12 protein-coding genes are annotated in these 15,045 nt (G+C 63.0%); 2 read left to right on the forward strand and 10 right to left on the reverse strand.

Translation table 11 applies throughout. The features are described from left to right. Positions 1-6: 6 nt before the first annotated feature. The 10 genes from mqo to pedF all read right to left on the reverse strand — a co-directional run bounded on the left by mqo (position 7) and on the right by pedF (position 12,002). Positions 7-1,650 carry a malate dehydrogenase (quinone) gene (gene mqo / locus JMN22_RS15605; protein WP_030138941.1) on the reverse strand — a complete coding sequence of 548 codons (1,644 nt, stop codon included), beginning with the start codon at positions 1,648-1,650 and terminating at the stop codon, positions 7-9. 432 nt (positions 1,651-2,082) lie between these two features. Continuing rightward, a complete protein-coding gene (locus JMN22_RS15610; protein ID WP_030138942.1) occupies positions 2,083-3,453 on the reverse strand; it encodes an ATP-binding response regulator in 1,371 nt (456 codons plus the stop codon). Then, on the reverse strand, positions 3,437-4,594 hold the full coding sequence (ercA, locus tag JMN22_RS15615; RefSeq protein ID WP_030138943.1) for an alcohol dehydrogenase-like regulatory protein ErcA: 1,158 nt from the start codon (positions 4,592-4,594) through the stop codon (positions 3,437-3,439). The genes JMN22_RS15610 and ercA overlap by 17 nt, the downstream gene beginning before the upstream one ends. Before the next feature lie 133 nt (positions 4,595-4,727). Then, the gene (pqqA, locus tag JMN22_RS15620; RefSeq protein ID WP_003243383.1) at positions 4,728-4,799 is read right to left on the reverse strand and encodes a pyrroloquinoline quinone precursor peptide PqqA; all 72 of its coding nucleotides are present in this window, start codon (positions 4,797-4,799) and stop codon (positions 4,728-4,730) included. 277 nt (positions 4,800-5,076) lie between these two features. After that, entirely contained in the window at positions 5,077-6,597 is a 1,521-nt protein-coding gene (exaC, locus tag JMN22_RS15625; protein WP_030138944.1) for an acetaldehyde dehydrogenase ExaC, read from the reverse strand. 283 nt (positions 6,598-6,880) lie between these two features. Beyond that, positions 6,881-8,656, reverse strand: coding sequence for a PQQ-dependent methanol/ethanol family dehydrogenase (locus JMN22_RS15630; RefSeq protein ID WP_030138945.1), 1,776 nt, complete (start codon positions 8,654-8,656; stop codon positions 6,881-6,883). Between the two features lie 284 nt (positions 8,657-8,940). Next, entirely contained in the window at positions 8,941-9,879 is a 939-nt protein-coding gene (locus JMN22_RS15635) for a quinoprotein relay system zinc metallohydrolase 1 (RefSeq protein WP_198796459.1), read from the reverse strand. Positions 9,880-9,894: 15 nt separating this feature from the next. Beyond that, entirely contained in the window at positions 9,895-10,650 is a 756-nt protein-coding gene (locus JMN22_RS15640) for a quinoprotein dehydrogenase-associated SoxYZ-like carrier (RefSeq protein WP_198796458.1), read from the reverse strand. A 9-nt stretch (positions 10,651-10,659) separates the two neighbouring features. Next, positions 10,660-11,535 (reverse strand): substrate-binding periplasmic protein, encoded by an 876-nt coding sequence (locus tag JMN22_RS15645; RefSeq protein WP_030140757.1) that lies wholly within the window; start codon positions 11,533-11,535, stop codon positions 10,660-10,662. 5 nt (positions 11,536-11,540) lie between these two features. Further along, entirely contained in the window at positions 11,541-12,002 is a 462-nt protein-coding gene (pedF, locus tag JMN22_RS15650) for a cytochrome c-550 PedF (RefSeq protein ID WP_030140756.1), read from the reverse strand. 252 nt (positions 12,003-12,254) lie between these two features. Here pedF and exaA point away from each other — a divergent pair, with 252 nt between their 5' ends. Then, a complete protein-coding gene (gene exaA, locus JMN22_RS15655; RefSeq protein ID WP_030140755.1) occupies positions 12,255-14,111 on the forward strand; it encodes a quinoprotein ethanol dehydrogenase in 1,857 nt (618 codons plus the stop codon). Between the two features lie 149 nt (positions 14,112-14,260). Then, the gene (locus JMN22_RS15660; protein WP_198796457.1) at positions 14,261-14,905 is read left to right on the forward strand and encodes a pentapeptide repeat-containing protein; all 645 of its coding nucleotides are present in this window, start codon (positions 14,261-14,263) and stop codon (positions 14,903-14,905) included. Positions 14,906-15,045: the final 140 nt, after the last annotated feature.

The following is a 15,045-nucleotide window of genomic DNA, read 5'->3' on the forward strand; positions in this document are numbered from 1 at the left end:
TCCGGTTTACAGCGCCATGTCAGCCGCTGGATTGGCTTCCCGAGCAGCAGCCGGCTTGGCCGGGGCTACAGGGGCCACTGCCTTGCCGATGGCCGGTGGTGGGTCCAGTTGCAGGACTTCGCTGGTGTAGGCCCATTCCTGCGCGACACGCTCAGGGCTGTCATTCAACTTGGTGCCGTAGCTCGGTACGATCTGGCGCAGTTTTTCCTGCCAGGCCGGGGTGGCTACCTTGTCCTTGAAGACCTTCTCAAGCACCGTCAGCATGATCGGTGCGGCAGTCGAAGCGCCTGGGGAAGCACCCAGCAGGCCAGCGATGCTGCCGTCCTGGGAAGCGACGACTTCGGTGCCGAGTTTCAGCACGCCGCCCTTCTCTTCGTCACGCTTGATGATCTGCACACGCTGGCCGGCTTGCCACAGGCGCCAGTCTTCCTGCTTGGCGTCCGGGAAGTACTCCTTCAGCGCGTTGAAGCGGTCTTCGTCCGACAGCATCAGTTGGCCGGCCAGGTATTCCACCAGCGGGTACTGTTCGATACCGACCTTGGTCATCGGCCACACGTTGTGGGTCGTGGTGCTGGTCAGCAGGTCAAAGTACGAACCGTTCTTCAGGAACTTGGTGGAGAACGTGGCGAACGGGCCAAACAGGATCACGCGCTTGCCGTCCAGCACGCGAGTGTCCAGGTGTGGAACCGACATCGGCGGTGCACCCACCGAAGCCTTGCCGTAGGCCTTCGCCAGGTGCATCTGGGCAACGGTCGGGTTTTCGGTCACCAGGAACGAACCACCCACCGGGAAGCCGGCGTATTCACGGGCTTCCGGAATGTCCGACTTCTGCAGCAGGTGCAGCGCGCCGCCACCGGCACCGATGAAGACGAACTTGGCATCGGTCTCGGTTTCGGTACCGTCTTTCAAGTTCTTGTACGAAACGCGCCAGGAGCCGTCTTCGTTGCGGGTGATGTCTTCCACTTCGCTGGACAGCTTGAGGGAGAAGTTCGGCTTGGATTGCAGGTAAGCCGCGAACTGGCGTGTGATTTCGCCGAAGTTCACGTCGGTACCCAGCGGGCTCCAGGTCGCCGCGACTTTCTGGCTCGGGTCACGCCCTTGCATCATCAGCGGAACCCACTTGCTGATCTGCGCCGGGTCTTCGGAGTACTGCATGCCGGCGAACAGCGGGCTGGCCTGGAGTGCGTCGTAGCGCTTCTTCAGGAACGCGATGTTGTCGTCGCCCCACAGGAAACTCATGTGTGGCGTGGAGTTGATGAACGAGCGCGGGTTCTTCAGCACGCCGTTCTTGACCTGCCAGGACCAGAACTGACGGGAGATCTGGAACGCTTCGTTGATCTCGATCGCCTTGGAGATATCGACCTTGCCGTTCTTGTCTTCCGGCGTGTAGTTCAGCTCGGCCAGTGCGGAGTGACCGGTACCGGCGTTGTTCCAGCCGTTGGAGCTTTCTTCGGCAACACCGTCCAGGCGCTCGACCATTTCCATGGTCCAGCCCGGCTCCAGCTCATTGAGCCAGACACCGAGGGTCGAACTCATGATGCCGCCACCGATGAGCAAGACATCGACTTTTTTCGGCTCGGCGGCGTGCGTGGTCGCAAGACCCATCGCCATCGCCAGGCCTAGCAGCGCCGTGTGTGTTTTCTTCAACATGTGTGTATCCCTAGGATAAAACGCCATTCCGTCCCACAGTCCCGTTCAAGAATAGACCTCGCCCAATGCCAGGTCGGCGGACGGGTATCGAATGGACTGGAGGAAGGACCTACAGGGGCCGAGCGAATCGGCCTCGCATTTATGTCTCTCCGGCGCTGACTTCTTGTAGGTCTTGGCTTCAGCTGGGTGAGGGACACTGCAAAACGGTCTAGATCGGGCCTGCCGTGGCCGTGCCCGATTGTCGCAGCGGGGGGAGTTTACAGAATGAACCAAACAGACCGAAGCGCATTTTTGCATTCCTGACAAAAACGCCGACAAAAGAACCTTGGGAGCGAGCCTGCTCGCGAAGGCGGCGTGTCAGCCGGATCTCATCGGTTGACCTGACATCTTCGCGAGCAGGCTCGCTCCCACAGAGGGCTATGCAAGGCTTGGCTAGCCGAGCAACTGGCTCAACACTGCCCGCAACTTGCCTGGTTTGACCGGTTTGTTCAGCAGCGGCGCGTTCAGTTTGCGCAGGGCGCGGCGGCACTGGTCGCTGCGGTCGGCGGTGATGATCACGGCGGGGATTGCCTGCTGGAAATGCTCGCGCAGATGCCTGACCACTTCGCAGCCGACCACCCCATGATCGAGGTGGAAATCCGCCAGAACCAACTCCGGGGCGCGGCCTTGCAGGGCGTCGAAGGCGGCCGCTTCATCGGTGGCGGTCAATACCTCGCAGCCCCACTGCTCCAGCAACGCCGCCATGCTTTGCAGGATGCTCACTTCGTTGTCGATGACCAGCAGCCGGCGTCCCGGCAGCGGATTACCGGCCACTGCCTGCACCGGAACCTGGGACATGGGCAGCGGCCGTTCGGCGGACAGCGGCACGTTGATGCTGAACACCGAACCGCGTCCAGGCCGGGAGCGCACCTGCACCCGATAGCCGAGGATATGGGCGATGCGTTCGACGATCGCCAGCCCCAGGCCGACGCCCTTGCGATCCGCCGCCCGTCCCACGTCCAGTTGATTGAATTCGAGGAAAATCGACTCCAGGCAATCGGCGGCGATGCCGCGTCCCGTATCCCAGACTTCCAGGCTCAGGTGCCCTCCCCGCCGCCGCGCCGCCAGGAGAATGCCGCCCTGGTCAGTATAACGACAGGCATTGCTCAACAGATTGCGCAGGATGCGGGTCATCAGCCGCAGGTCGGTCAGCACCGCTTCGTCGCCGAACCGCACGCGCAGTTCCAGGCCAGCGGCACCGGCCACCGACTGGAATTCGGACACCAGCGGCGCCAACAACTCATCCAACCGATAAGGCGCGAGGTCTGGCTTGACGGCGGCCTGATCCAACCGGGAAATATCCAGCAGGTCGGCGAGCAGGTCTTCAGCGCCTTCGAGCGCCTGGTGCGTGCGCTCCACCAGCACGTGCTCGGCATTGGGCAGTTGTCGCTCGCGCAAGGTCGCGATCAGCAACCGCGCGGCGTTGAGGGGTTGCAACAGGTCATGGCTGGCGGCGGCCAGGTATTTATCCTTGCTGCGGTTGGCCGCTTGGGCTGCGTCCCGGGCATCGCGCAACTGTTGCTCGACCAGTTTGCGCTGGGCGATCTGCTGCTGCAGGTTGTGGTTGGCCTCCAGCAGCGCATCGGTGCGCTCGGCCACCCGCTGTTCCAGTTGATCGTTGAGCTGTTGCAAGCGTTGCCGGGCCTGCTCCAGCTCATCGAGACGCGCCGCCAGTTCCGGATAGTGACTCTTGCGTGTCGAGTGGTTGCCCAGCCCCAGCAATCCGGCCAGGGCTTTTTGCTGCTCGTCAGAGGGCTTCGCCATAGACGACCTCGACATCCCGCTGGCTCGACTCCCGAGGGTTGGTAAGAATGCACGGGTCATGCATCGCATGTTGCGACAGGAACGGAATGTCCGAGGTACTCACACCGTGCAGCCCCAGGGTCTCGTGGAAACCGATGGTGCGCTTGAGGGCGATCAGGTGCTCCACCAGCCGGGTGCGGATCTGCCGATGGTTGAGCCCACGGCAATCGATGCCAAGGGTCTCGGCGATCACTTTGAAGCGGTCCGGCGCCGAGGTGTAGTTGAACGCTACCACGTGTTCCACCAGCACCGCGTTGCACAAGCCGTGAGGCAGGTCGAGAAAACCGCCCAGGCTGTGGGACATGGCGTGCACCGCACCGAGGATCGCGTTGGAGAACGCAAGCCCGGCCTGCATGCTGCCGAGCATGATCTTTTCCCGCAGGGCGACGTCCGCCGGATTGGCAATCATCTGCACCAGGTTGTTGTTGATCAGGCGCATCGCTTCCAGCGCGTGGGGATCGGTCAACGGTCCGTGGCCGGTGGAGACGAACGCCTCGATCGCATGCACCAACGCATCGATGCCGGTACAGGCCGACAGGAACGGGTCCATGCTCAAGGTCGTTTCCGGGTCGATCAACGACACGTCCGGCACGGCTGCCTTGCTGACGATGGAAAACTTCATGCGCTCTTGCTGGTTGGAGATGATGACGAACTGCGACACATCGGCAGAAGTGCCGGCCGTGGTGGGAATCAGGATCAGCGGCGGACTGGGCACATGCAGCGTGTCCACGCCTTCGAATTCAAGGATGTTGCGGCCATGGGCGACCACGATCCCGATCGCCTTGCCGCAGTCCATGGGGCTGCCGCCGCCAACCGCGACGATCACGTCGCAATGGTTCTCGCGGTAGGTCTCGGCACCGAGCATGACTTCCTCGACCCGAGGATTGGGCGAGACGTCGCTGTAGATGCAGTAGTCGATGCCCTGGGCTTGCAGGCTGGTCTCGACGTCGCCGACCCAACCGGCGGCGATCACTCCGGGATCGGTGACCACCAGCACCTTGCGGGCACCGAAAGTCTTGGCGTAGTTGCCAACGTTGTGCCGACAGCCGGCACCGAACATGATTTCAGGGGAAACGAACTTGCGCAGGGGGCTGAGGCTCATCTTTTCAGTTGCGGGGCTCATGGGTAAGCCTGTTGTTATTGTCGAGGGATACGTTGAGCCTAAAGCATCCCGCCGTTAATGCAATCCGACCAATGGGTAGCCCGGCCTGAACGCTTCAAGCCGGGCCAGGCACTCATCGGTTGGCGAAGTACATCGTCACTTCAAAGCCAATACGCAGGTCGGTGTACGCGGGTTTAGTCCACATGGGTCTTTCCTCTTCTTGTACCGGGCGATTCCGGCAGGTTCATTAATGCACGGGGCGGTCACGGCCCGAATGCTACTTTCGAAGCGGTGGGTGGGGTGCGTTGGTATTACAGGAACAGCGAGACTCCGTGGCGAGGGAGCTTGCTCCCGCTGGGCTGCACAGCAGCCCCAATTGAGCAGCCACACCATCAATATGGGCCTGAAAAGAAGGGCCGCTACGCGGCCCAGCGGGAGCAAGCTCCCTCGCCACAGGAGTCACTCGGTGAGTGCTTCGGGGGTCAGAAGAACCCCAACGGATTGACGTCATAGCTCACCAAGAGGTTCTTGGTCTGCTGGTAATGGTCGAGCATCATCTTGTGGGTTTCGCGACCGACGCCGGATTTCTTGTAGCCGCCGAACGCGGCATGCGCCGGGTAAAGGTGGTAGCAGTTGGTCCACACGCGTCCGGCCTTGATCGCCCGACCCATGCGGTAGGCGCGGTTGATGTCGCGGGTCCAGAGGCCGGCGCCGAGGCCGAACTCGGTGTCGTTGGCGATCGCCAGGGCTTCCGCTTCGTCCTTGAAGGTGGTCACGCCCACCACCGGGCCGAAGATTTCTTCCTGGAAGACGCGCATCTTGTTATGGCCCTTGAGCAGCGTCGGTTGGATGTAATAGCCGCTGGACAGATCGCCCTCAAGACGTTCGGCCGCGCCACCGGTCAGCAGCTCGGCACCCTCTTCCCGGGCGATGTCCAGGTACGAAAGGATCTTGTCGTATTGCTGCTGGGACGCCTGGGCGCCGACCATGGTCTCGGTGTCCAGTGGGTTGCCACGCTTGATCTTGGCGATTTTCTTCATGACCTCGGCCATGAACGGTGCGTAGATCGATTCCTGCACCAAGGCGCGAGATGGGCAGGTGCAGACTTCGCCCTGGTTGAAGAACGCCAGTACCAAGCCTTCGGCAGCCTTCTCGATGAACGCCGGCTCGGCTTGCATGATGTCTTCGAAGAAGATGTTCGGCGACTTGCCGCCCAGCTCCACCGTGGACGGGATGATGTTCTCAGCGGCGCACTTCATGATGTGCGAACCGACCGGAGTCGAGCCGGTGAAGGCGATCTTGGCGATGCGCTTGCTGGTGGCCAGGGCTTCGCCGGCTTCGCGGCCAAAGCCGTGGACAATGTTCAACACGCCGGCTGGCAGCAGGTCGGCGATCAGTTCGATGAATACGGTAATCGACAGCGGCGTCTGCTCCGCCGGCTTGAGCACGATGCAGTTGCCGGCGGCCAGGGCCGGGGCGAGTTTCCAGGCGGCCATCAGCAGCGGGAAGTTCCACGGGATGATCTGGCCGACCACGCCCAGCGGCTCGTGGAAATGATAGGCGGTGGTCAACTCGTTGATTTCGGCAGCGCCGCCCTCTTGGGCGCGGATGCAACCGGCGAAATAGCGGAAATGGTCAGCCGACAGAGGCACGTCGGCATTCAGGGTTTCACGCACGGCCTTGCCGTTGTCCCACGTCTCGCTGACGGCGAGGATTTCCAGGTTCTGCTCGATGCGGTCAGCGATTTTCAGCAGCACCAGGGAACGATCCTGAACGGAGGTCTTGCCCCACGCATCGGCGGCGGCATGGGCCGCATCCAGGGCTTTGTCGATATCGGCTGCGCTGGAGCGCGGGAATTCGCCGATGACTTCGCCGTTGACCGGCGACGTGTTGGTGAAGTATTCGCCGTTGACCGGCGCGACGAACTCGCCGCCGATGAAATTGCCATAGCGCGGCTTGAAGGAAACGACGGCGCCTGGGGTTCCGGGTTGTGCGTAGATCATGATGGGCCTCTGCCTGGTCGATGCCTGTCGCGGGACAGGCGATAGGCCGATGGTAGAGAGCCCCGCCTGCCGGACGAATGCGTCATTGGCAGGGGGCTCTCTCGTTATTTGGTCGTAGGTTTGGATTTTCAGGACACGAAGAGCGGGAACGAGCGCTGCCTTTGTGGCGAGGGGATTTATCCCCGCTGGGCTGCGAAGCGGCCCCAGAATCTCTGCGAGCGCTACGCACTCGAGCGGGGATAAATCCCCTCGCCACAAAAGCAGCACCCCGCTCAATGACAACTCAGCGCTTGGCCACAAGCTCCTTCGGCAACTTGAAGGTCCAGAGCATGCCGCCCTGGTTGAAGTCCTTCACGCGCTTGGCCACCTCGCCGCCCCACAGCGGCACCGCACCACCCCAGCCGGACACCACCGAGACGTACTGCTCGCCGTCCATTTCCCAGGTAATCGGCGAGCCGAGCACGCCGGAGCCGGTCTGGAATTCCCAGACCTTTTCCCCGGTCTTGGCGTTGAAGGCTTGCAGGAAACCTTCAGGCGTACCGGTGAACACCAGGTTGCCCTTGGTGGTCAGCACCCCGCCCCACAGCGGCGCGAAGTTCTTGTGGCGCCAGACTTCCTTGCCGGTCTTGGGGTCGATGGCCCGCAATACGCCGATGTAATCCTCGTTCAGCGGCTTGATGGTGAAACCGGCGCCGAGGAACGCCGCGCCTTTCTTGTAGGCGATGCCTTCGTTCCAGATGTCCATGCCCCATTCATTGGATGGCACATAGAACAGGCCGGTGTCCTGGTTGTAGGCCATCGGCATCCAGTTTTTCGCACCGAGGAACGCCGGCGCCACGAACACCGAACTGCCCTTGGCTTCGCTGCCCGGCGCGCCCGGACGGCTGGCCTCGTTGTAGATTGGTCGGCCATCCTTGTCCAGGCCGGTGGCCCAGGTGATCTTGTCGACGAACGGGAAGCCGCGGATGAACTTGCCGTTGGTGCGATCAAGCACGTAGAAGAAGCCGTTACGGTCGGCGGTCGCCGCGGCCTTGATGTCCTTGCCGCCTTCCTTGTAGTTGAACGAGATCAGTTCGTTGACGCCGTCATAGTCCCAGCCGTCGTGGGGCGTGCTCTGGAAGTGCCACTTGATGCTGCCGTCGTCCGGGTTCAGGGCCAGGCGCGACGAGGAATAGAGGTTGTCGCCAGGGCGCAGGTGGGAGTTCCAGGGCGCCGGGTTGCCGGTGCCGAACAGCAACAGGTTTGTTTCCGGGTCGTAGTAGCCGCCCAGCCAAGGCGCGGCACCGCCAGTTTTCCAGAGGTCACCCGGCCAGGTCTTGCCCGCCTCGCCGCCGGAAATACCGTTTTCCACGGCCTTGCCGTCCTTGTAGACGTAGCCCATGTGGCCTTCCACGGTCGGCCGGGTCCACAGCAGTTCACCGTTTTTCGGGTCGAACGCACTGATCTGGCCGACCACGCCGAATTCGCCACCCGCCACGCCCGTGATGAGCTTGCCGTTCACCACGAGCGGCGCGGCACTGATGGAATAGCCTTCCTTGTGGTCGGCGACTTTCTTGCTCCACACCACTTTGCCGGTGTCCTTGTTCAAGGCCACCAACTTGGCGTCGAGGGTGCCGAAGAACACCAGGTCGCCATACAGCGCCACGCCCCGGTTGATCACGTCGCAGCACGGGCGGATGTCATCGGGCAGGCGCGCGTCGTATTGCCAGAGTTTCTTGCCGGTGCGCGCATCCACCGCGAACACCCGCGAGTAGGACCCGGTGAGGTACATCACCCCGTCCTTGATCATCGGCTGGGCCTGCTGGCCGCGCTGCTTTTCGCCGCCGAAGGAAAACGCCCAGACCGGACGCAGGTCCTTGACGTTATTCACGTTGAGGGTGTCGAGCGGGCTATAGCGCTGGCCCTGGACCCCCAGGCCGTTGGTGACGATCTGTTGCGGGTTCTTCGGGTCCTGGAGAATTTCCTGGTCGGTCACGGCGGCCAACGCCGAGCCGGACAGCAGCATGGCACTGAGCAGCAGGTTCACGGCGAAGGGCTGGCGACGTGCGGGATGAATCATGGCGGCTACCTCTGCGGTTATTGTTATACCCGGGAAATTTTCCCGGTCTGCCACAGATTCTTGGCCCCGACGGCGCCGCCAACAATTGCCCGCTGTGTTGAGTTTTCTAGTTCCTTGGTACATGTAGAAGTAAGCGAATCCCCCCGTGGCGAGGGAGCTTGCTCCCGCTGGGGCGCGCAGCGGCCCTAAAAATGGGTTTGTCAAAACTGATATGGAGGTGAAAAACATAGGGGGCCGCTTCGCAGCCCAGCTGGAGCAAGCTCCCTCGCCACGGGGATCTGCGCTCAGTCAGGGGCGTGGGTGTCCACTCGCTTCATCCCCACCCGCTCATAACGCGGATAAAGATGACTGACACTGCGAATCAGCTCATACCGGCTCAGGCTGATCCCGGCGAAGCGCTCGGGGATGGGGCTGCGGATCATCTCGGCCATGTCGTCGCCCCGGGCCGCGCCGTCGCGCATCAGTTGGTCGAGCCAGCCCAGGTAGTCGCGCATCTGCGAGAAAGGCCGGGCATCGCTGGCCACCGGGCCGTGGCCGGGGACGACTTGCTTCCAGGGCAGCGCCTGGAGCGTGTCGAGGTCCTTGAGCCAGACTTCCAGGCCAGGGCTGTTCGGGGTGGTCAAGGCCCGTTCGTAAAACACCAGGTCGCCGGCAAACAGCACGCCGGTGGTTTCATCGAGGATCGCCAGGTCCGCGCCGGTGTGCCCGGCCAACGCCAGCAGGCGCAGTGAATGATCGCCGACCTTCAGCGTCCCGGGGCTCAGCGCCTGGGTCGGCAACACCACCTCGGTGCCGCGCATCCAGTCGCCTACCAGCCGGTACATGTTTTCCGCCAGCGCATCGCCCTGCTGTCGCAGCAGGTCGGTGGTGCCGGGCAACGCGCCGATGGGTACGTCGCTGAAGGCCTGGTTGCCCAGCACGTGATCCGGGTGATGGTGCGTCAGCAGCACCTGGATCACCGGTTTGCCAGTCGTCGCGGCTATGGCCTGGCGCAGCGCCTCGCCATAGCGCCTGGACGGTCCGGTGTCGATGACCACCACGCCCGCCTCGGTGACGATGAACCCGGTGTTGACGATGTTGCCACCGTTGGCCTTGGCGAAATTATCCGTGCTGCCTTCCAGCAACCAGGTGCCGTCGGCGATCTGCCGCGGCTTGAGGGAATAATCGGTGGCGGACCATGCCGGCAGGCACAGCCCAAGACAGACCAGCAACAACCAGCGCATGGTGCGCTCCTTTGATCAGGGGATGGCCGCCTCGAACTGGTTGCCGCTGTTGTCGCGCAGCACCAGGCGGGTCTGGCCCGGGCCTTGGATATCGAAGCCCAGGTTGGGGTTTTCGCTGACCGCCGGGAACAGCTCCAGGCGCGCCAGCAGCTTGCCGTCGGCGTCCAACAGTTGCGCCTGGTTGAGGAAGAACTCCGGGATGCCGCTCACCAGGCCGTTGTCCATGGGATGGGCGATCTGCAAGCGCAGGCGATTGGAATCCCCACGCGGGTAACGCCCGCCCAACACTTCGCCCAAGTGTTCTTCCCATCCCGGTTGGGTGCGCACCACGCTGGGCGCGGTGCAACCGCCACCCGCCGCATCGATCAGGGTCGAGCCAACGTGCCACAGGCCGTCGCGGGTCTGCACGGCGGCACGCAGCGGAGTCGCTTGCTCGATGCGAATACGGATCGACAGCCACGGCAGCACCCGCTCCGAAGGATGGAAATCAACGATTCTTGGCAGCGGGTTGAGCTCGGCCCAGGCCAGCACCCGCACGACGTCGCCCGTGAAGGCCCGCGCATCGATTTCCAGCGGCACCTGGCGCGCGTCTTCGGCAAAGGGCGGCGCCAGCACCCGCACCCGCTCGTCGAACACGAACGGCGCATCCGCCAGCAACTGTTTGTGATAGAAGGCCCACATCACCGACGGCACCGGGTCCTTTCCCGGCTCGATCGCGCTCGCCATCAACGGCAGGCAACCCAACAGCAGGCCGAACGCTCGCCAATTCATCCCGCGCTCCTATTGGTACATCTCGGGTACTTCGTAGCGCAGGCCATAGTGGGCATACACCGTCTTGAGAGTGCCATCGCGAATCAAACCTTCCAGTGCCTCTTCCACTGCGTAGGCCAACTGACGGTTGCTTTCATGCACCGCCATGCCGATCTCCCAGCGCTGCTTGCCCATGTTCGGGTAGGCGTTTTCAGCGAGGGCCAACTGCGGGTCGGCCGCCTGATGCACTTGCCAGTCGATCTCCCCGCGCATCGCCATGACCGCGTCGACTTCGCCGGCCTGCATGGCCCCGAAGGCTTTGGCGACGGTGGGGTAATGGCGGGTCTTGGCGCTCAGCATGCCGTTGAACACCGAGGTCAGGTAGAACGAGGGCACGCTGTCGACTTCGACGCCGATGGGGTGCTGCTGGAACACCGCGACGCTGCCCACCGACTCCAGTCGGCGACGGTCATACGCCACCTGCCAGCATTCCTGTTGATACGGCCCGAACATCACCACCTGGGCGTTTTCCAGCTCACCGATGTCGTTGCGCCGTTGCACATAGTCGTGATCGTACGGCACGCGCATCATCAGGTCGGCCAATTGCCGGTCGTGCAATGGACTGCTGCGCCAGATGTAGTCACGCAGGTCATCGTCGAGCTTCTCGCCGGGCGGCGCCCAGATCAGTTTCAGCCGCACGCCCATGGCCTTGGCCAGGGCCTGTGCCAATTCCACATCGACGCCCCGGGGCTGGCCCTGGTCTTCGAAACTGTAGGGAGCGAAATCCTTGTAGACCGCGACCTTCAATTCGCCGTCGGCGATCATCTGGTCATAGCTGCGCACCTGCGCCTGCACCGCCGGGCCCCACAGCAACAGGCCGCACATCACCCACGCGAACAAGCGCATGGCAATCACTCCTCGACGTGCACGCTGTCCAGATAAGTCCGCACCGCCCACAGCGCTTCCTGGCTCAGGTAATCGGCCATCTTCGGCATGTAGACGCGACCGTCGCGCACCGCGCCGTGGCGCACGCGCTCGACAAACCATTCATCGCCGGCTTCGGCGGCGTCGAGCATGCGCAGGTCCGGTGCGATCCCGCCGGACTTGGCTTCCAGGCCATGGCAGGCCGCGCAGTTCTGGTTGTAGGCCGAAGCGCCGATTTCCACGGCCTTGTCCCGCTCCGGAGAGTTGCGATAAGGGTTCTGTGCGACCCAACCGTCGGCGTCCACCGGCAGGTTGGCGTCCTTGATGGGCGTCAGCCCTTTGGTTTCCACTGCCTGGGGCACTACGTTGCCATGGGCCCATGCAGAGCCAGCGCCGGTCAGCCCCATCAGCAATGCGGTAGCGATGATGGCGTTGCGTTTTGTTGTCATTGTTATGCCCTCGAAATTGCACGCAAGACCTCTTTGCAGAGGCCGTGCCGTCATCTTAGGAACCGCGTGCCTACAGCCGAATGCTGCTTTGGTGGTCGCGGTCTAGTTCCTTGGTAGCAGGTCGTCCGACGCAAGTCGCAAAGACAGGCGGCCTGGGAAGTCTTCCCGGCAAGGGCGGGACTTTTTCCGTATCGGACGAGGCGTGCGAGCCCCGACCCTAGTCAGGCCAAAACCTCACTGGGAAATCCCACCATGACAATAAAAACCCGCCCCGCCCTCTCCTCCCTGGCCGTTGCCTTGCTGCTTGCCGGTGGCCTGTCCCTGGGCACCCAGACGCACGCCGCCGTGACCTGGGAAGACATCGCCAATGATCACCTGACCACCCAGGACGTGCTGCAATACGGCATGGGGACCAACGCCCAACGCTGGAGCCCGCTGGCCCAGGTCAACGACAAGAACGTGTTCAAGCTGACCCCGGCCTGGTCCTATTCTTTCGGCGACGAGAAGCAACGCGGCCAGGAATCCCAGGCCATCGTCAGCGACGGCGTGGTGTACGTCACCGGCTCGTATTCGCGGGTGTTCGCGCTGGATGCCAAGACCGGCAAGCGCCTGTGGACCTACAACCACCGCCTGCCGGACAACATCCGCCCGTGCTGCGACGTGGTCAACCGCGGCGCGGCCATCTATGGCGACAAGATCTACTTCGGCACCTTGGATGCCCGCGTCGTCGCCTTGGACAAGAACACCGGCAAGGTGGTGTGGAACAAGAAGTTCGGCGACCACGCCGGCGGCTACACCATGACCGGCGCCCCGGTGCTGATCAAGGACAAGACCAGCGGCAAGGTCCTGCTGATCCACGGCAGTTCCGGCGATGAGTTCGGCGTGGTTGGGCAACTGTTCGCCCGTGATCCGGACACTGGCGAAGAAGTCTGGATGCGCCCGTTCGTCGAAGGCCACATGGGCCGCCTCAACGGCAAGGACAGCACCCCAACCGGCGACGTGAAGGCGCCGTCCTGGCCTGACGACAAGACCACCGAGACCGGCAAGGTCGAAGCCTGGAGCCACGGCGGTGGCGCGCCTTGGCAGAGCGCCAGTTTCGATGCCGAGACCAACACCATCATCGTCGGCGCGGGCAACCCCGGCCCTTGGAACACCTGGGCGCGCACGGCCAAGGACGGCAATCCGCATGACTACGACAGCCTCTACACCTCCGGCCAGGTGGGTGTCGACCCAAGCACCGGTGAAGTGAAATGGTTCTACCAGCACACGCCGAACGACGCCTGGGATTTCTCCGGCAACAACGAGCTGGTGCTATTCGACTACAAGGACAAGGACGGCAAGGTGGTCAAGGCCACCGCCCACGCCGACCGCAACGGCTTCTTCTATGTGGTGGATCGCAATAACGGCAAGTTGCAGAACGCCTTCCCCTTCGTCGACAACATCACCTGGGCCAGCCACATCGACCTGAAGACCGGTCGGCCGGTGGAAAATCCCGGCCAGCGCCCAGCCAAGCCGCTGCCGGGAGAAACCAAGGGCAAGCCGGTGGAAGTCTCGCCGCCGTTCCTCGGCGGCAAGAACTGGAACCCCATGGCCTACAGCCAGGACACCGGACTGTTCTACGTACCAGGCAACCAATGGAAAGAGGAGTACTGGACCGAGGAAGTCAGCTACAAGAAAGGCTCGGCCTACCTGGGCATGGGTTTCCGGATCAAGCGCATGTATGACGATCACGTCGGCAGCCTGCGGGCGATGAACCCCACCACCGGCAAGGTGGTGTGGGAGCACAAGGAGCCGCTGCCACTGTGGGCCGGCGTGCTGGCGACCAAGGGCAACCTGGTGTTCACCGGCACCGGCGACGGTTTCTTCAAGGCCTTCGATGCGAAAACCGGCAAGGAGCTGTGGAAGTTCCAGACCGGCAGCGGCATCGTCTCCCCGCCCATCACCTGGGAGCAGGACGGCGAGCAGTACATCGGCGTGACCGTCGGCTACGGCGGCGCCGTGCCGTTGTGGGGCGGCGACATGGCCGAACTGACCAAGCCAGTGGCCCAGGGTGGTTCGTTCTGGGTGTTCAAGATTCCGAGTTGGGATAAGGCCACGGCGCAGAAATAACCCTGACCCACCTGGGCCCCAACCCACACCACCACCCCCTGTGGGAGCGAGCTTGCTCGCGATAGCGCAATGTCAGTCAACATCAATGCCGGCTGGACCACCGCCATCGCGAGCAAGCTCGCTCCCACAGTTAACACCGAGTTCCTGCCATGAAATTTTTGCCATTACTGCTTCTGTTCATCGGCGCCGTTGCCCATGCCGATGACCCCGACACCGCTCTGACAATCAACGGCTGCACCATCGCCGAATCCAGCCAATGCCCCGGCGCCAACCTGCGGGGCGCCAAGCTCGCCAACCAGGACCTGCGCAAGATGAACCTCGCCGGCGCAGACCTGCGCGATACCGACCTGCGCCACGCGCGGCTGGACCTGGCCAATCTCGAGAAAGCGCAGCTACAGGGCGCCAATCTCAATCGAGCCAGCCTGCAACAAAGCAATCTGCGCCTGGCGGACTTCAGCGGTGCCACGCTGAAGGCTATCCAGGGCTGGGGCCTGTTTGCCCAGGGTGCGCAGTTCCAGCAGGCCGACCTGACGGCGGCCTATCTTCAGTTCGCGCGGTTGTCCGGCGCCCGACTGCACGACGCCAACCTGCAGGCCGCCGACCTGGAAATGGCCTGGCTGAGCAAGGCCGACCTCAAGGGCGCTGATCTGCGCGATGCCAATCTGCAAGAGGTCAAGCTGGGTGAAAGTAATCTGGAGCAGGCCAACCTGATGGGCTCGCGGCAGCACTATGGGAATTTCCAGGATGCGAATATGCAGGGGTGTGTCGGGTGCCCGACTTCTTGGGAGCGCTGAACGCCCCGTGGCGAGGGGATTTATCCCCGCTGGGCTGCGAAGCAGCCCTAAAACCCGACAACTCGGTATGCCAGGTAGATCTAGGGGCCGCTTCGCGCCCCAGCGGGGATAAATCCCCTCGCCACAATTATCTTCATCGC

The sequence above is a fragment of the Pseudomonas sp. HB05 genome (assembly GCF_016756915.1).
Taxonomy (GTDB): Bacteria; Pseudomonadota; Gammaproteobacteria; order Pseudomonadales; family Pseudomonadaceae; genus Aquipseudomonas; species Aquipseudomonas alvandae.